Origin of the sequence: Psychrobacillus sp. NPDC058041 (assembly GCF_042885655.1) — a bacterium.
In the GTDB taxonomy this organism is placed as follows: domain Bacteria; phylum Bacillota; class Bacilli; order Bacillales_A; family Planococcaceae; genus Psychrobacillus.
Window position 1 is genome coordinate 198715 of the sequence record NZ_JBHVRO010000004.1, and the last position, 21599, is coordinate 220313.

19 protein-coding genes and 4 pseudogenes are annotated in these 21599 nt (G+C 32.3%); 16 read left to right on the forward strand and 7 right to left on the reverse strand.

The window, feature by feature from the left end; genetic code table 11:
• The first annotated feature begins 9 nt into the window (after positions 1-9).
• Positions 10-1455, forward strand: coding sequence for a stalk domain-containing protein (locus ACFVR1_RS08465; RefSeq protein WP_387582940.1), 1446 nt, complete (start codon positions 10-12; stop codon positions 1453-1455).
• Positions 1456-1499: 44 nt separating this feature from the next.
• On the opposite strand, the gene ACFVR1_RS08470 is transcribed toward ACFVR1_RS08465, so the two are convergent.
• On the reverse strand, positions 1500-2414 hold the full coding sequence (locus ACFVR1_RS08470) for a DNA-3-methyladenine glycosylase 2 (RefSeq protein ID WP_387582942.1): 915 nt from the start codon (positions 2412-2414) through the stop codon (positions 1500-1502).
• A gap of 119 nt (positions 2415-2533) precedes the next feature.
• On the opposite strand from ACFVR1_RS08470, the gene ACFVR1_RS08475 reads away from it, so the two are divergent.
• Genes ACFVR1_RS08475 through ACFVR1_RS08485 form a run of 3 tightly spaced genes read left to right on the forward strand, consistent with a single transcriptional unit; the run spans position 2534 to position 4047 of the window.
• Positions 2534-3100, forward strand: coding sequence for a bifunctional transcriptional activator/DNA repair enzyme AdaA (locus ACFVR1_RS08475; protein WP_387582944.1), 567 nt, complete (start codon positions 2534-2536; stop codon positions 3098-3100).
• Positions 3093-3599 carry a methylated-DNA--[protein]-cysteine S-methyltransferase gene (locus ACFVR1_RS08480; protein ID WP_387582946.1) on the forward strand — a complete coding sequence of 169 codons (507 nt, stop codon included), beginning with the start codon at positions 3093-3095 and terminating at the stop codon, positions 3597-3599. Before ACFVR1_RS08475 ends, ACFVR1_RS08480 begins: the two co-directional genes overlap by 8 nt.
• A gap of 4 nt (positions 3600-3603) precedes the next feature.
• Positions 3604-4047 carry a GNAT family N-acetyltransferase gene (locus ACFVR1_RS08485; RefSeq protein ID WP_387582949.1) on the forward strand — a complete coding sequence of 148 codons (444 nt, stop codon included), beginning with the start codon at positions 3604-3606 and terminating at the stop codon, positions 4045-4047.
• Between the two features lie 31 nt (positions 4048-4078).
• Here the strand turns inward: ACFVR1_RS08485 and aroD are convergent, their stop codons facing one another.
• Positions 4079-4831 carry a type I 3-dehydroquinate dehydratase gene (gene aroD, locus ACFVR1_RS08490; RefSeq protein ID WP_387582952.1) on the reverse strand — a complete coding sequence of 251 codons (753 nt, stop codon included), beginning with the start codon at positions 4829-4831 and terminating at the stop codon, positions 4079-4081.
• A 68-nt stretch (positions 4832-4899) separates the two neighbouring features.
• Between aroD and ACFVR1_RS08495 the strand changes: the two genes are divergently transcribed.
• From ACFVR1_RS08495 to ACFVR1_RS08520, 6 genes and pseudogenes are all read left to right on the forward strand, one after another.
• A complete protein-coding gene (locus tag ACFVR1_RS08495; protein ID WP_387582954.1) occupies positions 4900-5748 on the forward strand; it encodes a GNAT family N-acetyltransferase in 849 nt (282 codons plus the stop codon).
• 23 nt (positions 5749-5771) lie between these two features.
• Positions 5772-6092 (forward strand): annotated as a pseudogene (locus ACFVR1_RS08500) (DinB family protein); the annotation flags it as partial.
• A 397-nt stretch (positions 6093-6489) separates the two neighbouring features.
• Positions 6490-6636, forward strand: coding sequence for a hypothetical protein (locus ACFVR1_RS08505; protein WP_387582956.1), 147 nt, complete (start codon positions 6490-6492; stop codon positions 6634-6636).
• 292 nt (positions 6637-6928) lie between these two features.
• Positions 6929-8701, forward strand: coding sequence for an ABC transporter ATP-binding protein (locus ACFVR1_RS08510; protein WP_387582958.1), 1773 nt, complete (start codon positions 6929-6931; stop codon positions 8699-8701).
• Between the two features lie 14 nt (positions 8702-8715).
• The gene (locus tag ACFVR1_RS08515) at positions 8716-9249 is read left to right on the forward strand and encodes a MauE/DoxX family redox-associated membrane protein (protein WP_387582960.1); all 534 of its coding nucleotides are present in this window, start codon (positions 8716-8718) and stop codon (positions 9247-9249) included.
• Positions 9250-9251: 2 nt separating this feature from the next.
• Positions 9252-9815 carry a thioredoxin domain-containing protein gene (locus ACFVR1_RS08520; protein WP_387582962.1) on the forward strand — a complete coding sequence of 188 codons (564 nt, stop codon included), beginning with the start codon at positions 9252-9254 and terminating at the stop codon, positions 9813-9815.
• A 247-nt stretch (positions 9816-10062) separates the two neighbouring features.
• Here the strand turns inward: ACFVR1_RS08520 and ACFVR1_RS08525 are convergent.
• Positions 10063-11091 (reverse strand): annotated as a pseudogene (locus tag ACFVR1_RS08525) (transposase).
• A 632-nt stretch (positions 11092-11723) separates the two neighbouring features.
• On the opposite strand from ACFVR1_RS08525, the pseudogene ACFVR1_RS08530 reads away from it, so the two are divergent.
• Both ACFVR1_RS08530 and ACFVR1_RS08535 read left to right on the forward strand, forming a co-directional pair.
• Positions 11724-12308: pseudogene (locus ACFVR1_RS08530) on the forward strand (ABC transporter permease subunit); the annotation flags it as partial.
• A 285-nt stretch (positions 12309-12593) separates the two neighbouring features.
• Positions 12594-13388 (forward strand): hypothetical protein, encoded by a 795-nt coding sequence (locus ACFVR1_RS08535; RefSeq protein ID WP_387583320.1) that lies wholly within the window; start codon positions 12594-12596, stop codon positions 13386-13388.
• Between the two features lie 845 nt (positions 13389-14233).
• On the opposite strand, the gene ACFVR1_RS08540 is transcribed toward ACFVR1_RS08535, so the two are convergent.
• A complete protein-coding gene (locus tag ACFVR1_RS08540; RefSeq protein WP_387582965.1) occupies positions 14234-15589 on the reverse strand; it encodes a tetratricopeptide repeat protein in 1356 nt (451 codons plus the stop codon).
• Positions 15590-16462: 873 nt separating this feature from the next.
• On the opposite strand from ACFVR1_RS08540, the gene ACFVR1_RS08545 reads away from it, so the two are divergent.
• Entirely contained in the window at positions 16463-16783 is a 321-nt protein-coding gene (locus tag ACFVR1_RS08545) for a hypothetical protein (protein WP_387582968.1), read from the forward strand.
• A gap of 176 nt (positions 16784-16959) precedes the next feature.
• On the opposite strand, the pseudogene ACFVR1_RS08550 reads toward ACFVR1_RS08545, so the two are convergent.
• Positions 16960-17737: pseudogene (locus ACFVR1_RS08550) on the reverse strand (transposase).
• Between the two features lie 219 nt (positions 17738-17956).
• On the opposite strand from ACFVR1_RS08550, the gene dnaN reads away from it, so the two are divergent.
• The gene (gene dnaN, locus ACFVR1_RS08555) at positions 17957-19093 is read left to right on the forward strand and encodes a DNA polymerase III subunit beta (protein ID WP_387582970.1); all 1137 of its coding nucleotides are present in this window, start codon (positions 17957-17959) and stop codon (positions 19091-19093) included.
• A 243-nt stretch (positions 19094-19336) separates the two neighbouring features.
• Here the strand turns inward: dnaN and ACFVR1_RS08560 are convergent, their stop codons facing one another.
• Both ACFVR1_RS08560 and ACFVR1_RS08565 read right to left on the reverse strand, forming a co-directional pair.
• Positions 19337-20362, reverse strand: coding sequence for a DUF4097 family beta strand repeat-containing protein (locus ACFVR1_RS08560; RefSeq protein WP_387582973.1), 1026 nt, complete (start codon positions 20360-20362; stop codon positions 19337-19339).
• The gene (locus tag ACFVR1_RS08565) at positions 20355-20678 is read right to left on the reverse strand and encodes a PadR family transcriptional regulator (RefSeq protein ID WP_387582976.1); all 324 of its coding nucleotides are present in this window, start codon (positions 20676-20678) and stop codon (positions 20355-20357) included. Before ACFVR1_RS08565 ends, ACFVR1_RS08560 begins: the two co-directional genes overlap by 8 nt.
• Positions 20679-20816: 138 nt before the next feature.
• Between ACFVR1_RS08565 and ACFVR1_RS08570 the strand changes: the two genes are divergently transcribed.
• Together ACFVR1_RS08570 and ACFVR1_RS08575 are read left to right on the forward strand one after the other, a co-directional pair.
• Positions 20817-21146 (forward strand): MGMT family protein, encoded by a 330-nt coding sequence (locus ACFVR1_RS08570; RefSeq protein WP_387582979.1) that lies wholly within the window; start codon positions 20817-20819, stop codon positions 21144-21146.
• A 22-nt stretch (positions 21147-21168) separates the two neighbouring features.
• Positions 21169-21597, forward strand: a complete 429-nt coding sequence (locus tag ACFVR1_RS08575) for an NUDIX hydrolase (RefSeq protein ID WP_387582982.1) — start codon at positions 21169-21171, stop codon at positions 21595-21597.
• Positions 21598-21599 lie beyond the last annotated feature (2 nt).

Genomic DNA, 21599 nt, shown 5'->3' on the forward strand with positions numbered 1-21599 from the left:
AGTGATACGATGAAGAAAATAGGTATATTTACAGTAGTATTATTATTAATGGTAGGATTTGATTTCCATCAGCCGTTTGCTAAAGCGCAAAGTGAGGAAGAAGCAACGTTGAAACAACAAGACACTTCTAATTTTATAAAAACTTCAGGAATTATTACTGATATTGTCAAGCAAGATGAAACAATCACACTTACAGTGGAGACACAAGAAAAAGAGCCACAAATCACTATATTGAAGCTGACAGATAACACACTTGTTTTCAATAGCGGAACGACAAAAGCATTAAAGAACGAAACCTTTAAAAAAGGGCAAAAAATAGATGCATATTACGATAAGAATAAACCAATGATTATGATTTATCCGCCACAAATTTCTCCGGAATTAGTGATAATAAATGACAATGAAAAATTCGGCAACGTAAAAGTAAGTAAGTTCGATAATAAATTTGTTAGTTTGGATAATGATTTAAAACTAAACATCGGAAAAGAAACAATTATAGTAAATGAAAAAGGCGAGAAACTTGATCAAAAAGAAATAACTGACAAAGAGCTCGTTGTATTCTATACAGTTTCCACTAGAAGTATTCCTGCTCAAACAACACCGAGTAAAATCATAGCGATTGACTATTCTGCAATCGAATTGAAACAAGAAGACACAACCAATTACATGAAATTTTCAGGGATAATCAAAGGCATTGCAACACAAGATGGAAAAGCTATCCTAACAGTAGATACAGAAGAAAAAGAGCCGCAAACTACCATCTTTACAATTACAGACAATACACTTCTATTCAATAGTGGGACGACAAAAACAGTAAAAAAAGAGACTTTCAAAAAAGGACAACGACTTGACGCATACTATGATAAAAACAAACCAATGATTTTAATCTACCCTGCACAAATTACCCCAGAGTTGGTTATCGTACAAGACGAAGAAAAGTTAGGTACTGTAAAAGTATCTAAGTTTGATGATGAATTTCTAAGTTTAGATAAAGAACTGAAGCTAAACATTGGCAAAGAAACACTTTTAGTAAATGAAAAGGGCGAAAAGATCAAACAAGAAGACTTAAAAGGAAAAGAACTAGTTGTATTTTATACAATAATGACTATGAGTATTCCAGCACAAACACCACCAAGTAAAATTGTAGCAATAAACTATCTTTCACCAGGTATGAAAGAAGTTTTGAATATTATTGAAATGGATCATTTTATACAGAATGGAACAAAAATGATTCCACTTAGTAAAGTTGCAGAACAACTTGGCTACGAAGTGAAGACAAATTCAAAACGATTTAGTACGACCCTATCATTAGGAAATAGTACCATCAAAGTTACACGCGGTAAAAAAACGTATAGTTACAATAAAAGCATACAACAATTTAAAGAAAAACCAGTAATAAAGAACAATAAAATCTATGTTTCAGAAGATATTTTAGAATTACTAAATCAACAATAAGAGAAAATCCCTTCCTCCTCAGAAAAGAGATCGAAGGGATTTTTTTAGTATAAAAACCTCCATAAATAGAAAGTTGCATATGCTTCCCAACCCGTCCAATGTAAGGATAGTTTTTGTATTTCATCTTTTGAAGGCTTTTTGTCAGAACCAGTCACATGCTTAATCGCATTATGCAGTCCTACGTCGTCAATTGGAAATGCGGAAGGAAACCTTAAGCAGCGCATTAACACATAATTGGCAGTCCAAGGACCAATGCCACGTATCTTCGTAAGCATTTTTTCTGCTTTTTTCACGTCATTTGTTTCAAGTAGCATTTCTTTTGTGAGTAATCCTATTTCAATTTGATTTGCGACATCTATTAAGTACTCACACTTCTTCACAGTCATTTTTAAGCCTACTAAATCCACTACAGAGAGCTTCGCGATTTCACTTGGTGTTGGGAACATCCAATATTTCTCACCCTCAAACTCGATCGATCGACCAAATGTTTCGACCAAACGTCTCTTCAATGTATACGCATATGTCAAATTGATTTGTTGGCCAAGTATTCCCCAGGCCATTGCTTCGAATAAATCTGGAATACCCATAATTCGTAGACCGTTAAAATTCAACACTGCCTGATGAAGAATTGTGTCTTTTTTGGCTAACTCATAAAAGTCTTTTATCTCTGTCTTCAAATCAAACCACTCGATAATGTATTGAACAATTTTTCCACGTGCTTGTTTACTTATAGGTCTTGTATTTCCTAAAAACTTAATACAGATCGATTGTTCGTCTTGCTCGCAAATCTCTACAAGAGCTGTATATTCATCCATAGGAATCGCTTTTCTAACTTTATTCTCTTGAATATGAAAAAGACATTCATTCGTGGATCTGGACAAATATTGAAGGTTTTGGTTAAAACTGAACTCGGACGATGTATTAAGGATGATTTGCTCATCTTTTTCTTCCCATAACATATTGAGGCACCTCTTTCTAAACTTATTATAATCGTAAAGAATTTCGTTATCTTGCTATTATGTCATGAAAATCAGCTTTTCTAACTAAATAAAAGTATACTAAAAAAGGAGGTGATTTCTTGAAAAACGAGAAAATATACGAGGAGTACTGGCAAGCAATTATAGAAAATAACTCAACTTATGACGATGTATTTTATTATGCTGTAACATCTACTGGAATATTTTGTCGACCTTCTTGTAAATCTAGACCACCAAAAAAAGAAAATGTTCGTATTTATATAGAAGCTAAAGAAGCGGTAGCAAATGGCTTTCGTCCATGTAAACGATGTAAGCCAACTGGTATGCGCTTACCTGATGAGGAATGGGTCATCCAAATTACGGAGTATATAAAAGAACATTACGAGGATCAATTAACTCTAGATATTCTTGCAGACATTTGTCATGGAAGTCCATTCCACTTGCAAAGAACATTTAAAAAAATTACAGGAATTTCTCCAGTAGAATACATCCAAAACACTAGAATAAATAAAGCGAAAGAATTGCTAGAAACAACAAACAAATCACTTGTAGAGATAGGTTCTATGGTTGGAATGAATAATACTTCCTATTTCATCACGCTTTTTAAAAAGATAACAGGGGATACACCTAACCAATATAGAAAAAAGGAGATTTCAACGAATGAATAAAATATACTGGACGCATTTCATTCATCATGAATGGAAGCTGTATATGGCGGCAACTGAAAACGGCCTTTGTTATGTAGGTTCGCCTAATAAACCGTATGAAGAGATGGAAAAGTGGCTGACGAAGCGTTTTCCAAAATACAAGTTAGAAGAAAATCCAAAAGCTTTAGAACTTTATATAATTGAAATAAAAGAGTATTTAGATGGTGATCGTAGTGAATTTACATTGCCGGTAGAATTAAAGGGAACCGCATTTCAATTAGCCATTTGGGATGCATTAACTAAAATTCCTTATGGTGAAAAGAAATCTTACTCTCAAATTGCTGAATTCATCAATAACTCTGCAGCCATTCGAGCGGTAGGAGCTGCAATAGGTGCAAATCCAGTACTCATTACAATCCCCTGTCACCGAGTTGTAGCAAAAAATGGGTCATTAACAGGCTACCGTGGTGGATTAGAAATGAAAGAAAAACTACTCACATTGGAAAAAGGTGAACAATAAATTGATGACTAGGATAATAAATGAAGAATACCCTCTGAGCTTATTATTACTCGCTGATCCTTCCGAAAAACTTGTGAAGGAGTATTTAAAACGTGGACAGTGTTATATTTTTGAAAAAGATGATGAAACAATCGGAGTCTATGTCCTACTTCCAACTAGACCTGAATCTGTGGAACTCGTAAATATTGCGGTTGCAGAGCGGTATCAAGCAAAAGGAATTGGAAAAGCCCTTGTGTTAGATGCAATTGAGCAGGCAAAGCAGCACGGATATGGAATTATCGAAGTAGGGACAGGCAATTCAAGCATTGGACAACTTGCCCTGTATCAAAAATGCGGATTTCGTATTACTGGTGTGGACAGAGATTTTTTCACCATTCATTATGAAGAGGAAATTGTGGAAAATGGAATCGTATGTGGGGATATGATTCGACTAGCAAAGCAATTATAGAAACGAGCTGCCCGATTGAGGCAGCTTATTTTTAGTTTGTATTTAATATTTCTAGCATTCTTCTAAGTTCACTAGCTGGTATTTGTCCAGGAGCGGATGCTTCTATTCCAGAACCAAATGTAGCGGCAGAGCCAAAAACCTGTCCCGATATTCGACTAATAACCCCAGTGGCAGCCATCGACATCGTAATAATTGGTCGGTCTGCATACAGTGAATTCATCGTATACGTTGCATCTAATAACGTGAGTACATCAATGGGGGATCTAGGCATTACAGCTATTTTCGGTATATGCGCACCTAATTCCTGCATTCTTCTGAGTCTCCAAATAATTTCCTCTTTTACTGGTGTTTTTTCGAAATCATGATTAGACATGATGATAAATACATTATGAGTTATAGCAATTTCTACAATTTCATTCACATGAGGAGAAAATAACTCCACATCTATTAAGTCGGTTTCTTTTGTTTGCACAACTTCCCCAAGAAGCTGTTTGTAGTAAGAATCCGTGATTTTTTTATTTCCACCTTCACGGTGACTTCTAAAGGTGAACAAAAGTGGGGTTGGAAATAATGCATTACGAATAGCTGAAAGAGTACTTTTGACTGTATCAATATCTTCAATTTCTTCTAGCATATCAGCACGCCACTCTACAATATCAGGACTTGATTGCTTGATTGTTTTTATTTCCAAAAGAAGCTGATCTGTGTTTTTTCCCATAAGAGGGACAATGATCTTCGGTATGTCTTTACCGATATGAATATCTCGAATAGAAACAATTTTCATAAAACTACTCCCCTCTAACTGTGTTTTACGTTATATTAACATACAAAGATAAGGAGGAGTGAAATAATATGAATTTTCAGCGTTATGTAAATGCAGTAGACTTTGAGCAAGTAGCAAGACCTTTTTTAGAAAAAAATGAAGACAAATTTAGTTTGTTTTTAGGCGTACTTCAAGCTATTAAAGATGGGAAATACGAAAATCCACTTATGGTAACAATTGAAGAAAATGGCGAGTTGTTAGCTCTATTCCAAATGACACCGCCTCATCCACTTAATATTATTTTTGTAAATGAAGAGAGTATGGCGGCAAGCATTGATTTGTGCATTACGGAGTTAATCAAACAATCTATAAACATTGAATCTATCATCAGTGTAAAAGAATGGGCATATAAATTCGCGGAAAAATGGAAGGAGAAAACAGGGCAAGGTTTTTCCATATCAATGGATCAGGGTTTATACCGTTTAGATCAAGTAGAAGATTCTTTAGAAATGTGCCCTGGATCATGGCGCTACGCAACCGAAGAAGACGCATTGCTCATTGAAAAATGGTATAGCTTATTTGAAGAGGACACTGGACTTCCGAAAACAGCATCAGTTGAAATTAAAAAGAGAGTAAAAACGATGCTGGACGCAAAAGAAGCATTTCTATGGGAAAACGAAGGACAGATTGTGTCCATGATGAAAAAAGCAAGACCAACAGCAAATGGTGTTACCGTTTCGCTCGTCTTCACACCAAAGGAACAACGGAAAAAAGGATACGCTCGCACATTGGTAGCTGCAGGCAGTAGAGAACTATTAAAAGAATTTCAATTTTGTGTCCTCTACACTGATATGCTAAATCCAACATCTAACAAAATCTATCAAGAGATTGGCTATCAAAAACTGATAGATTCCATACATTTGGAATTTAAAAAATAAAATAATTAACAGGGGGAATTCTCTTGCAAATGTTGTTCCGTTATAACTGGATGGTTAGGGAAGATTGGTATCGATGGTGTGAAGAAGTAAGTGAAGAAGACCTTCTCTTAGATAGAACAGGCGGTGTAGGCGGGATATTGCATACTCTATTTCATATTGTGGATGTCGAGTGGAGTTGGATTCGGCTCCTTTAAGGAAAATCAGATTTTCAAGAGAACTTTAATGATTACAACAGTTTGGAAAAAGTGAGAGAATTGGACGCTAAATTAAAAATAGAAGTAGAGCAATTTGTACATGATTGGGAAGAAAGCATGGATAATCGTATACTTCAAGATACGATGCCTCGCTAAGTCTTTTTATATGAAGTAAAGATTCAGTGAATAGTTACTATAAAAAATAGTAATTTAGAGTTTTTCAGTGCTCTCCTTTTTTAGAGTATTTCAATCTTTTCCCCCAAAAATATTGAATGAATATAAATACTCTTTCTTATATTTGAATAGGGTTGTATTTCCATTTTATAAAAAAGGAGAATATTAGTTATTTATGGTTAAATCACATGCAAAAATATTTTTTTAATTGAATAATGTGAAATCTCACATTATTTTATTAACAATCATCTGAAAATTGCTTAAATTTGATTGAAATACTCTTCTCATGGGAGTATTTCTTTAAATTTTTCTCAATACTGAAAACTATATATTCTTGTTAAGATAAATATATAAAATACAAGGAGGTGATAGCATGCTAGCTAAACTTGCAACTTTATTAAGTGGGGATATACAACCATTTGTTTTTTGTGGTGATCCAGAATGTAGATGTAATGAAATTATTAAGTGCTCTCCGGATAATTTAGGTCAGGGTGGAGTTTGTCGATGTGAAAAAATTTAAATAGCAACTTTTTTTGAGCTATTATACAATGTTTAGCTGAATCTATACACACACCAAATTGATTTTACATGGAGCAACTCCATGTAAAATCATATTCAAATAACTATGTATTTTTCTTTGCATTTCTCTGATTAATCATCTTCTATGTATTGTTATTTTACAATATAGAATTGCAACGGTTTTATTTAAAAATGTACATAATTAATAATAAAAATCTAATATAAATCAACAGAAATTATCAAGATGTTTTATTTTTACAACAATATTAATTAAATTTCACATTGGAGAAATCATGCGTAACTTATATTACATTAAATCTTTATCTTTTATATTTAAATACGCTAAGTTTTGGATTTTTATTTCTATGTTTTTTTCTATTATTACTGGGATATTTCCATTAATAATTGTTTGGCTTTCTAAAGAAATTATTAATAGCGTATCAGGAATATTACAAGGAAATACTTTATTTAGCACCAATTTAATAATCCTACTAATTCTTCAATTGGTTGTATTTATTCTGCAAAAAAATATTGTGAATATACAAATATACCTCAACACAAAATATGAAAAAAAGTTAGATTTTGAACTTGAAAAACAGGTATCAGAAAAATCATCGACTTCACCATTATCTTATTTTGAAAATGTAAAGTTTCATAATCATTTAGATAGAATACAATTTAATAAAGGTTTTAGATTAATGTCCCCAATAAATTCTACACTATATATTTTTAAAGATATAATAACATTAGTTAGTTTATTCGCTTTTCTATTTCAATATCACTGGGCATTAATATTAATAATACTGTCAATTGTAATACCTATTATATATTTACGGATAAAATACGGAAAAAAAGAATTTATGATGCGCGTCAATCAAACGCCGGAATCGAGAGAGCAATTTTATATTAATGCACTACTCAATAACAGAGTAAGTGCGACGGAAGTACGACTTTTCAACTTGAAAAATTTTCTACTCAATAGATGGTCTTATCTTTTTAATAAAATAAACGATGAATACCTTAGACTTGTAAAATCAAGGGAAATTGCAAATGCGAATATCAATATACTTTCGTCATTACTTTATTTTATTATAAGCTTATTTTTATTAGAGATTTCGAAAAAAAAATTATTTCAAATAGGTGATTTTGTTTCCATTCTTCAAACCATTCAAATGGCTGAGAATAGTTTAACAAATATCTCAAAAAATATAGGTTCTATATACAGCGAAAGTTTATACATTAAAGATCTATTCGATTTTATTGACTTTAAAGATACGAATTACATTGAAGTAAATATTAATAGAAATAAACCATTCTCTTTTTTAGATAGCCTAGAATTTAGAGATGTTTCTTTTAAATACCCCTATAGCGAGCAATTAGCCTTAGACAGGGTAAGCTTTAAAATAAATAAAGGTGACAAAATTGCTATTGTTGGGGAAAATGGATCAGGTAAAACGACATTGGTTAATTGCTTAATGGGACTATATCCAATAAGTGGAGGTCAAATTCTAATTGACGGTGTTAATATCAATGATATCAATCTAGAAAAATTACATAAAAATATTACGGTTATTTTCCAAAACTACATGAAGTATAATTTTTCACTTGAGAAAAATATAATTTTAAATAGTACAAGAAATCTTGAAAAGCTTAATGATATTTCTATTCAATCGGGCGTAATTTCTATTGTAAATAATCTTAATACCGGGTTTGACACCGTTTTAGGTAAAATTTTTTTAGAAGGGGAAGATCTTTCAGAGGGGCAATGGCAAAAAATAGCGATTGCAAGGGCATTATATAAGAGTGGGGAAATATTTGTTCTTGATGAACCTACCTCAGCCTTAGATCCTAAAGCTGAGATAGAAGTATATAAACAATTTGATAAACTTACAGATAATAAAACATCTATATTTATTTCTCATCGGATGGCCTCCACCAAAGTGGCTGATAGAATATTTGTTTTTTCAAATGGAAGATTAATTGAAGAAGGTAGTCATCAAGAATTAATGTCTTTAAACAAAGAATACACTCAAATGTATAATTTACAAGCAGATTGGTATAAATAATAGGAGGCTAAATTATGTATATTATATCTTTATTATTTCAAAATATCTTAATAATATTATTTTTATCAACTTCATTTAGCAAAATATTTAACTTTAGTAATCATATAAACTATGTGGAATCATATAGAATTCCTATAAAAATTTCTAAAAAATTAATAATTAGTTTTTTATTAGTTATTGAAATTTTTATTTCTATTAGCTTTATCTTTAATTTGAATTATTTTTTAACAATTTTTATCTCAATAGCTCTTTTAACTTTATATTCTTTAGTAGCTCTTTTTCATTTAAGAACTAGTGAAGATTCAATAAATTGCGGATGCGGCGGGGTATTAAATTCAGATACTTTGTCCTTTGATACAGTATATAGGAATCTAATATTAATATTATTTTTAGTATTAATGTTTGTATTTCCACATCCAATTGATGATTTCTTCTATACCCTTCCTTTTTCCATGATAGGACTACTTTTAGCATTAGCATATTATTTACTTATAGAATATAGAAATAGATTCAAAGAAATTACAATATTACATAAGGAGAATATTTAAATATGAATACAACTATGTTGATATTAAGTTTAGTAATGTATGTAGTTATTATCTTTTTAGTAATATTGAATATTAGAATGCTGAAAATGATCGGTAAATATATCCAATATATTGAATTTCTAAGTGAAAAAAATAATTCTATTAAACAAAAAGGAGTAATAGAAGAAGTTCCATATATGAAACTTACGTCTGTTGTAGATAATAAATTTGAACTTACCATAGATGATCAGTTAGATAAAGATCTCTTATTAGTATTTTTATCTCCAAGTTGCGAAGCATGTAAGGAAATGTATTCTAATATAAAGAATAATATTAATAAAGATAAAGTTACAACAATGATAATTTCAAACGATTTATCACTTGATAACAATAGAGAATACCTGGACTATTTTAATCAAGAAAATATCAATTTTGCTGTAGATATTGAGGCATTTCAACAACTAAGAATTGAAAGAGTACCATATATGATGTACGTTGATAAAAATAGAAAAATCTTAGAACAAGGAAATCCTGGAAATGGAAACAAAATACACAAAGTTCTTGAAAAATATGGTGCAATTATTTAGTAGCATATTATAGACAAATTATTACCTTTATAAAATAAGAAGAATTACCGATACTAAAAATATTTTTGTAGTACCGTTTTCGAATTTAATGAAAATATATAGTATATATTGTCGCATAAATAAGTTCTAAATGTTCTGTTTTTTATTTTTCTTGTTTTTAATTAAAAATAAAGACACTCAAGTAGAGGTAGTAAACATCCATTTTTTTACTATAACCTACGACGGGTGCGACAGAGACTAGATAATTTTATAGGACAGTACTCCCTGTGATTTTACGTAACCAAATTTTTGCTGGTTTCCATAAAGCTGCTTTTGAGTATCGACTAATTTGTAAGTACGTTCGCTTACTTTGTGTATTTAACTGAGGAAGTACATTCAAACAGTAGATAATCATCACGATATATACTTAGTTTTGTACGGCTTGCTTACTGTAACCGTAGAACTTTTTAATGTTCAGATGTTGTTTCATTCATTTAAAGAATAGCTCGATAGACCAGCGTGACTTGTACAATTCAGCAATTTCATCTGCACTCAAATCAAAGCGATTCGTTAATAAATAAGGCTCATTCCCTTTGGAATCAAGTACTTTTGTTAGACGAAAAACGTTTTCAGCACGATTCTGAATCGTACCGATGACCACCAATTCATCTGTGGTGCGGTCAAAGCGTTCGTAATCCAGGTAACCACGGTCAAATACGTACATGCATTCCTTGTCATCAACGAGTATTTCCAATTGACCACGATCATGCTCTTTCGCATTCGTCAGGACGGCTTTATCCGGATAGGACCACCCTTTTTCCATGAACATAAACCGTTAGTGAAGCTTGGTGCCTGATTTGGTTTTTCGGAATTTCGCCCACTTGTGATTCGTTAAATTTAACGGTAAGGTGCTCAAATCAATGATTTTGAGTGGCGTTGTTGTTTTTCGTCTTGTTTGAAAGTCTGTCTTGTTGTTAATTTGAGCAACTAGATCAAGAAGAATAGATTGAAAGAAATCTATCGGTACTTGATTTAAACGACGGCCCAGTTGAGAAAAAATGATGGAATCTAGGTTCGTTACGTGCTGCAGTTCCTCTGAAAATACAAAGTCACTTAAAGCGCGTAAACTCTCTGTTTCATGAAGTGTTGCAAATAACAGTAATTTCATAAACGAAGCCATGTGAAGCTTCTTTGTATAGTAGTCTAAATGTAGATTTTTCACTTGATTCTCAAATATTTTGTTGGAAATCGGTGAAAACCATTGTTCAAATAATGTTTTACGTGGAATCTTATCCATGCGATTGATCCTTTTTAGTGGATTTGGATAGGTTACTACCGCCAAACCATTACAAAGGATTTTTTTATGGAAATATAAAATTACAGAAATTTTAGATTAAATTCTTATATTGAATTATTTTAAAGCTAATTACTTTGATTTTAACTGTATAAGAGTGGATTATTATCTCGACAGATAGATATGCTGGTTCAGTGACAAACTGGCATTAGGATGGTTGATTCAAACCGAGTATCTCGGACATCATTTGTCTTTATAGGAGCTATCGTTTATTTTTTATTTACGATTTTTACTGTTTTTATAATATATAAGGATTACTTCGGTGATTGAATTTCTGAATTAAATAAATGTAATTTATCTTTTTATAGTTGGGGAGGCTTCTTATGAGGAGATTTGCTATCACGCTATTAAGATATACACTTGGCATAATTGGAATCATTTTAATAAGCTGTACTCCAGTTCTTATGTCAATAAATAATATATTCGATTATCAATTATATTTTACGACATTAGGAGGGCTATTAAAGGATTTACTATCTCCCTCAGAATGGAAACTTAACTGTTTATTTCCAGATTCTATGGAGAGGAGAAATGTGTCACTCCTCGATTATATCAAAGGTCCATATTTTTATTCCATGTTCATTCTAATTGTATCTTTACTCTTATCTCAAGTAGTTTCAATTACACTAGCATTTGTGACTATGTTATCGAACCAATACTATAAAAGATTTATCTTACATATAACTAAATTGATGGAGTCATTTCCGGACTTCTCATATATATTTCTTATTCAAATCTTGGTTGTGCAAGTCTATCTTGCAACTGGAATCCGAGTTTTATCTTTTTATAGTGTAGGTGGTAATATAATTTACATTGCACCAATTGTTTGTTTATCGGTATTGCCCACACTGTTATTTTTCAAACTCTTCCTCTTACTATATGAAGTGGAGTGGGAGCAGCCTTACGTAGAATTAGCAAAGTCTAAAGGATTAAGTAAAATAGAAATATTAATAAGACATTGTAGCCCTAATGTCTTGAAAAGCATGTTCTATCAGTCTAAATCAATAGTATGGCTCACTTTATCTTCCGTAGTGATTATTGAATATTTGTTTGGGCTTGATGGGATTCTGCGTTATTTAAGATCTGATTTCAGCACTATAGGCATAACTATTATTCTTTTATCAATTTTTACACCGTTTTTTATCTTTTATTCTATAATCGAGAGATTTGTGAATAAAGAAAACATCAAGAGAAATGTAATTTTTAAGAAATCTAACTTATCCTTTTTTGATTTTGAAGAATTAAGATCTCTATATTTAGTCAAAAATTTACAAAGCAGGCTATTGACTTTTTTTACTAAACGAATAAATTTATTTAAACGAAAGGATATAACTTTTCCACTATTGATTGTCTTAGTTCTTCTATCAGTTAGTTTGCTATACTTCTTTCTCTGTAATGATCAAATTGAGCAAATCAATTTTCTATATAATGAGGATGGGGGTCTATTGAGTAGAGCTCCACATCCACCCTCAGCAAATGTTTTATTTGGAACTGATCCATATGGTTATTCTATCCTGCAACAATTAATTGTGGGAACCAAATACACTATCTTAATAACTTTAATTATTGCGACAATTCGAATGGTAGCCGGTTATATACTATCAATAGTATATGTATTTTATTTAAATAATAAAAGCAGACAAGCTATTAATGCTATAGCTGATGGTATGCATTTTTTACCATTAACCTTGCTTGTATTTATAATGTTAGCCCCGCTACTAATTAATAATAGTGGAGTCTGGGACGCTACCTTAATGGAAAGATTGCTGCTACAAGTATTGATTATGTCTATCATAGTATTGCCAGTTACAACAAGCTCAATAGGAAATGAAATGAATGAAACATTGAAAAAAGAATATATTCAAAGTTGTGTGGTTATGGGAGGGTCATTAATTTGGGTATTACTTAAGCATATCAATCCTCAACTATGGCCAAAGCTGGTTTTATTTTGGACACAGCATGTGGTACAAGTTCTTCAAATGTTTGTTCACTTAGGTATCCTATCCATTTTTGTAGGAGGGGCTACATTTTATCCTGATAATCCATATCGCTTAAAACCAGAAATATATGAGCTTTCAGGTATGATTGCAATTTCAAGATCAGTTTTTATTACTAAGCAATTTTGGATGATCATCCCGCCATTATTTGTTTTCATGGTATTAATTTATTGTTTTAACACGATAGCAGAAGGGATATCAAGGAAACCGATTACTAAAAAAAGTAACACAGATGAGTTATAGGTATGGACTAACCTTAAATAGTGAGAGAATATAAAACACTTTCGGTAATGGTACACTTAAAACAAGTACTTAAATCGAAGATGTTTTTGCATAGGCAAAAACGAATATTCAAGTGAGATTAAATGGGATCTAACCATTTCTGTGATACATAATAATACACAAGCATGACTTCAATAGGAGATTTTTTCATGAAACTAATCTAACGTAAAAAAATGTGGCGCTGCATACACATCTTCAAAGCTATTTTGAGAGTAACCGTCGACGAATTCCCACCTGTAAATCAGATGGGGATTCGATTATTATTTAGTTACTTTGTTAAATATGATGCAATGACTGGAATGGTCGTTGACCAAGGTAGTAATGTATCGAAAGAACTTTAATCTGTAAGATCAATTTTGGAAAGTTGTTCAAATAGATCGCACAGATAATATTAGTGATTTAACCCATTCACTTTTGCCGTCTCTACTATACTATTAATGATAGCATTGGCTCTTGCACCTCTCGGTGTACTGAACATCCAATTTTTTCTTCCTACTGGCAACAGGCTTAATCGATAGTTCCTTCAGTTATCTATCTGCTCTTCGCGATTCAAGTTATGTATATTACGCGCCGGCAGGTAATACTTCAGTTCTTCTGAAAGTCCTTTGCGCGCTTGAGCTCAACTTCCAAGTCGCAAATAATCCTACCTACTCAAAGGTGGGAATATTTAATAGTTAATCTGTAATAAATGTTAGTCTGTCTCATAAGAAACATTGTGAATATCTGGATAGTCAACTTCGCTAGAAATGTTTTGACTATTTAGGTTGACCAATGTCGTTATTAGTATAAAACTAATAGTTAAAACTTTATATAACTTCTCTTTCATGAAAATCACCCCCTTTATTTAATACTTCTTTAAAAATCTTTAAGTATATATCTGCAGCTTTTTTATATTGCTTCTGTACATAATAGACATCACCTAAAAGAGTTAGGACTTCTAAATAATCATCTTGATCACCATGCTCTTTAAAAAAGGGAACTGCATCATCTTTTAAAAATGTAATCCATTGAACCGAAGAGCAACTATTGTTATGTTTCTGATTTAGAATAAAAAATTTATAAATGTATTCAGTATTTTGATGATTTTCAGCAAGCGAAGACCCTAAATTATAAAAACTAAATGCATATTTTTTTTGGTTAAGTATAAAATAAATGTCTGAAAGTAGAAAATAAGATTTCATAAGAAATAAATCATCTGTTCTGTATTTTAAACTATCCTTTAAATTCTTTTTAGCATTCGTATAATCATTTTGCTTATAAAATAGAAGTCCTAAATTGTGGAGGATTCTTGCTGTTTTTATTTTATTTAAATTAGCACTATTTAACATTTTATCTAATATTTCTTTGGAAGAACTATACTTTTTTTGCAATAAATAATTAATTGCAAGAATCATTTCGCAGTCTAGCATTTTATCGTAATTTAAATCCTTGTGAAATAGGGAATGGGCGTTCTTAACATATGTATTTGAATTCAAAAATTCACCTAAACGACTATAAATAATAGAAAGAGAATAGTAAACATCTGAATCAGCAATACCAATTAGTTTTCCAAGTTGAACTGCCTTTTCGAAGAAAGTTTTGGCCTCATGCCAATTGTTCTTTTTAGAATAATAAAAACCTTGGATTTTTCTCATATAATATTTTTGATGTGAATCCATAAGAGAATATTTTTTTAGAATATTATTGATTTGTTCTAACGAAACTTGACTATCGTCAATTCTAATATAATGATAAATGTTAAATAGTTCATAATAATTCAGTATGTTTAAATTAGATATGTATTCTAATTTAAAATCCAACTGTTTTTTTAATAATAATGCATTTTCATATTTAGATTGCATTAATAAGTTGTTCCATTGGAAGAGCTCTTCTAATATTTGTGTATCACTCAAATTGCTTATTTGATCAGTTGAAATATCTAATCTATTGCATAAATGATGAAGTATATCTGAACTTGGTTTTAATTTATTATTCTCTAGTTTGCTTAAATAAGGTACTGAACAAATCCCATAAGATAACTTTTCTTGTGTAATTTTATTTTTCTTTCTAAAATATCTAATGACTTCCCCAATTTTAATAACAATCATTCCTTTTTTATATGTTAAAAAGATGTTATTTGAGAATACTATTAAATCTAAAATTCTATTTCGTAATATTACCACACTATCCCTCTAAATACAATAAGTGGTTTTTCTTTGTAAGCAAACCAATTTCGAAAATAGAACTATTAAAAATGTCTAGACTATTTTTCTAAGCCGTTCAGTTTTGAATCACTTTTTCTCAAATAAACGGTCAAATAAAAAAGGTATGCAACAGCGATTATTAACCATACAGAACATTAATTAACACTGTGTTTGTAGTGCTTTTGGTGCGACGGGCAGTTATAAGTAACGCAAACTTCAAGGTTCGTGTCTTTTGTTTTTCTATCTGGTACTTTCGAGGTCATTTGGGTGAAATGACTGGGACATTTAGAGAAAGAATCAGAAAGTCTATCCTCAAGAAGAATGACCTAGCTTGAGTAATCTAGAGTACAGCTGGTGAGAGGTTATGTCTGAAGGAGATGCGGAAAATCAAAATCAAGTTGATCAATGAGCAGCCCCTAATATGAAAATGTGAAGCATGTGGCCGATAAAGTTGAAGACTTTTCGAATAGTGAGAACTTACATTAAAAGATTATTTTTTTAGAAGTCAGAGTTGAAATATCAGCAATATGCAGGGGATGTTGGGAAGGTACTTATAATGCCCCCTTGACCCCCGTGAGTTCTCCATTTAACCTACAATGGAAATCCAAAAGGTAGTTGATATCCAGAAATAACAGAAAATTTTATTTTTTGTAGAAATTGTTGTGTGTTGTTGATATAATAAAACAATGGAATTAATATTCTTATTGTTCTAAAACTAACGTCCTGTTAGTTTAACAAATTAACAAATTAACAAAGAGAACTATAAATTTAAAAAATCAGTGTTTATTCAATCGTTTGTTAATTAATTTGTTCAGATACATGGGACTAGAGTATACAGGGGGATAAGAAAATATGAAACGAAAATTAATAACCATATTTATAACTTTATTAGTTTTACTAGGTTTGGGTTTCGGTGTTGCATTTTTCACACATACAAAATTTATAGACTATTCATTTTTTATTGGACTGGCAGTTACAGTTATTATTTGGTTTTTTACTTCTAAGGGTAGTTATGGTTCTCGACACTTGGATATGACCATTCAAGGTTCCACAGGTATTAGAATGGAAGGACAAAAGTTTGAGTTTTCACCTAACATTGCTTTTTACACATCTTTGGCATACACCATCATAACAATCGCAGTAACGTTTTTTCTTTATAGAAGTTATTTCTAAGAATTCCTTTGAGACAGTATGTAATTAGAGAATTTTAAAAGAGCTTGGTTTTCCAAGCTCTTTTTGCTGTAAAACGAAAAAAGATGGATTATGGAATTAGAACTAAAAATACAATAGAATTTGTGAAGGGTTTCACGGCGCTGACAACCCTTTATGAGACAAGAATAATAATCCAATTATGCAGCCGATTGACGGTAGTATTGAACCGGTGACTGGCTGTTTAGTCTCGTTTGAATACGGATATTGCTATAATAAATAATGTACTCTTTGAAGATCTGAATCACAGTCGCATTGGTTGTACGATAGATATCGTCGAGATTGAATGTTTCAGTTTAGAGAGGAATGTATCGTTTCGATCGGGAATTATCAGTTGGCCTTTGCGGGACATGCTCATGGTAATTCCTTTTTCTTTAAATTCTCCTTGATAAGCATAGGATGTATAAACGGAACCTCGGTCACTATGCAGAATACTCCCTTCTGGTAGCTCAGGCAATTGATACAGTGTGTCCAACACAAAATCGGTGTCCTGTTTGAAACCAATAGTTTGTGCCACAATCTCGCCATTGTGGAAATCGAGAATACTAGAAAGATACATCATCGATTGACCAAAAGGCATGTAGGTAATATACGTAACCAGTTTCTCTAATGGCTTGGATGTTCTTCACCTTTGCTTGACATGGCAAACATTTTTTTGAATGATACGCTGACCGGTCTTTTACTCTGTAGCCTGGCTTTCTCGCTTTCATATTTTGCTCCTTTCCCAAAGTCATATTTTATATCACTGGGTTTAAGACGATGCATTTCGCAATTTCTATACCAATGCATCCATGTCTTCAATTGCGTTTTGTTCCGAATGTTCAATTCTTTCATTACTTCTTTTATAGGCACTATAGCCAATCGCATTTCAATGGCCCTCATTATCACTTCTACTGGATAACTGCCTTTTGTTCCCATAGAAAAAACACCTCCAAATTGACGAATTAGGTATTGTTTTTCAAAGAAAGGTGTAGTTATTTGTCTCATTTTTCTAGGTTACTGCGATGTTTACTGGTAAGGTTTTTTGAATTTAATAAAAACGTAGTGCAAATAAATTTTTATAATGTTACATTAACTCTATTAGAGTATTTCGTAAGGCGAATAATAGTAAAAAAAGAAATAAAGTGAGGTAAGATAATGAAATTTGAAATTATGCGTCATCGGTTATTAGATGGATTAAATGATGTAATGAAAGCGATTAGTTCGAAAGTTACTATACCAATTTTGACAGGAATTAAATTAGAAGTTACGGAAGATGGATTACGTCTGACTGGAAGCGATTCAGATATTACAATTCAATCTTTTATTAAAGCTGAAGAAGATGGCGATCAAGTAATTAGAGTTATTGAAGAAGGATCAATTGTAGTTCCGGCGCGAATGTTTAATGAAATTGTACGTAAATTACCAACAAGTGATGTAGAAATAGAAGTGAAGCAGAATTATCATACGTATATTCATTCTGGTAAGTCGGAGTTTCATATAATTGGTCTAGACCCTTCTGATTACCCAATGCTGCCAGAGATTCAGGATGATCGTCAGTTTACTATACCAGCTGATTTACTAAAATCTATTGTTCGTGAAACCGTATTTGCAGTTTCACCTTCTGAAAATCGTCCAGTATTAACAGGTGTCCATTGGCAATTAAAAAATAGCGAGCTTGTTTGTGTAGCAACGGATAGTCATCGTCTTGCACGTCGTAAAGTGAGTTTGGACCAACTACCAGAAGGCGAATTTAATGTAGTTATTCCTGGAAAGAGTCTTACTGAGTTAAGTAAAATCATTGGTGACACATCCGAACTTGTTCATATCGCGATGACAAGTCAACAAGTGTTATTTAAAACTAGGAGTGTATTGTTATTCTCTCGTCTACTTGAAGGGAATTATCCAGATACATCTCGTTTAATACCAACTGAATACAAAACGACTGTTACAATGAATGGGAAAGCTTTATTTCAAGCGATTGACCGAGCCTCTTTATTGGCGCGTGAAGAGCGGAATAACATTGTTCGATTATCATCATTAGAAAGTAATATTGTAGAAATATCATCTAGCTCACCTGAAATTGGGGAAGTGGAAGAAGAAATTCAATCAATTTCAGTTGAAGGCGAAGTAATAAAAATTTCGTTTAGTGCAAAATATATGATGGATGCATTAAAAGCATTAGAAGGACATGATGTAATCATCCACTTTACAGGACCAATGCGTCCATTTATTATAAATTCTATTAATGATGACGCCATCTTACAATTAATTGTACCGGTTCGTACTTACTAAAATTAAAACTTAAAAAATCCCTTTGTTAAAAAAGTTTTTTACTTATTTACAAAGGGATTTTTTCTTTATATAGAGATACCAATCTATATGAATTAGGGTGCCATAAACAAGGTGATTTCCGCTGCAGGCGGCTTTCCAGCGGCAAGCATCAAGCTGCTAACATGATTCAGAATTCCATGAGAGTACGCCTAAAACAACAATAAATCCACGTATAATAAATTTTATACGTGGATTTATTTTAATTTAAGCCTTCTTTATAACAGTAATTTTCCCATTGTCAGAAGAGAGTCGGATAGTGTTCGACCCGTTACCAAACACGGTACGAGAATTCTTTTCACCAAACACACTTACTCTGCCATGGTCAGTTTTAGTATGAATGGATACGTCTGTTGGGTCGTTTTCTGTCTCTACTAGAATGCTGCCATTATCCGTTTCTAACTGGATCATGCGGTCAAGACTCGATGTTAGAAGCGAAATTCGCCCATTATCGGTTTTTCCGATAATATCACCATTTACATTTTCCATCATAATTCGTCCGTTATCAGTTTCTGCAATAATTTGCTCAGCATCCACATTACGTAATTCAATTCTTCCATTATCGGTTTGGGTAGATAGTTTATCCGTTTGCACTTTATCAATTTCAATGCGCCCATTGTCTGTTTCTACTTCTAAAACAGTAGCTGCAAATTCCTTTAAGCCGATGCTACCGTTATCGGAAGTAGCTTTAATAGTTTTCCCAAGTATTTTTTCTGCACGAATACGACCATTATCGGTTTTCATGATAATTGTTTCATATAACTTTTTAGGAAGTGATACATTTACTCGGAGTTCTTTAATAAAGAACAAGAAGTTAAATAACTGGAATTTCTTTGTTTTTAATTTAATCGATAATGTATCGTTGACAACGTTAGCAGTGAAATCTAGTTTGTCGTTATCCCCAATTAATTCCACTGTGGTTTCATCTGTTTCTGATGGAAACACGTATAGTGAACCGTGATCTATGTTCATTACTACATTGGAAAAATTAGGGTTAGGGATTTTAATCACTTTATTATTTGTCATGATTTTCTCAGGAACATGATTTTCCAAAAGCTCTTGTGCAATTTCTCTTGGAGAACCAAGAGATGCCGCAATTTCGTTATCCGCTTTTCCATCCTCACGACCATTTGTAAAATACTCTTTTATGTCGGAAAGAATATCATTGCGTTCATCTGCAGGAAGCCCAGCTAGCGCAAGCTCCAGTTCACTTATAAATTGTTGTTCAGTCATTTTTTACACCCTCTTCGATTAGATTATTCACGCCATTTGTAAAGTTTTTCCATTCATTTAATTGTTCATGTAAATAAGTTCTGCCCAGTTCGGTGAGCTTATAATATTTACGTGGGGGGCCTTCAGATGATTCCTGTAAATAGGTCGTAAAGTATCCTTCCTTCGTTAAGCGACGTAGTAATGGATAGACAGATCCTTCTGAAATCGCGATTTGGTCGGATATTTTTTGCACAAGCTCATAACCATATCGATCTTGTTTATCCAATAGAACTAGTACGCAAAGATTCAATACGCCTTTCTTAAATTGAATATTCATTTGTCTTTCACTCCCTTCACTACTATTCAATAAACAGTACCTTTGATAGTAATATATCATACGGTATTATTCTATGCAAGGTACTGAATAAAATATTCTAAATAAGTTATAATCGAAGTAACGAAAGGATGAAGACGGATGAACCCTTTTACTGAAAAAACTATTGAAATAATAAAATCCATTCCTTCAGGAAAAGTCATGACATACGGGCAAATTGCAAAGGTGGCAGGGAGTCCGAGGGGTGCAAGACAAGTAGTACGCATCCTTCATACAATGAGTGCAAAACATAAGCTACCATGGCATCGTGTCATCAATATTAAAGGAGAGATTGCTATTCCAGATGAAGAATCTGCCTATTCTCAAAGAGCGATGTTAGAAGCAGAAGGTGTATGTTTTCGTTCTAATGGGCTCGTGGATCTAAAAAAATCAAGATATGTATCAGAAATTAATGATGTAGATATAATCTAATGAATGAAGTGAGGAAATAAACATGTTTAAATGGCAAGGTGCAGCAGGTATTTGTATAAATGAAAAACAAGAGGTGCTAATGGTTCTTCAAGCAGCTCCAGGAGAAGAAAAGCAATGGACTGTTCCGTCGGGGACAATGGAGGATGGGGAAACGTTTGAAGAATGCTGCATAAGAGAATTTTGGGAAGAAACGGGCTACAAAGTTCGTATTATTGAAAAAGTACATAATAAGAGTGGGGTCATTAGTGAACATGGAATTTCTTATCATGTTGAATACTTTTTAGTTGAAATTGTGAGTGGGGAGATAACTATCCAAGATCCAGATCAGTTTATCCATGAAATCGCTTGGAAGACGTTAGAAGAAACTACAAAGCTCCCTTTGGCTTATCCAGAAGATATCCACATAATCGAACAAGCATTAAAAAATAGCGGTCAAGGCTCAATAAACTAGAT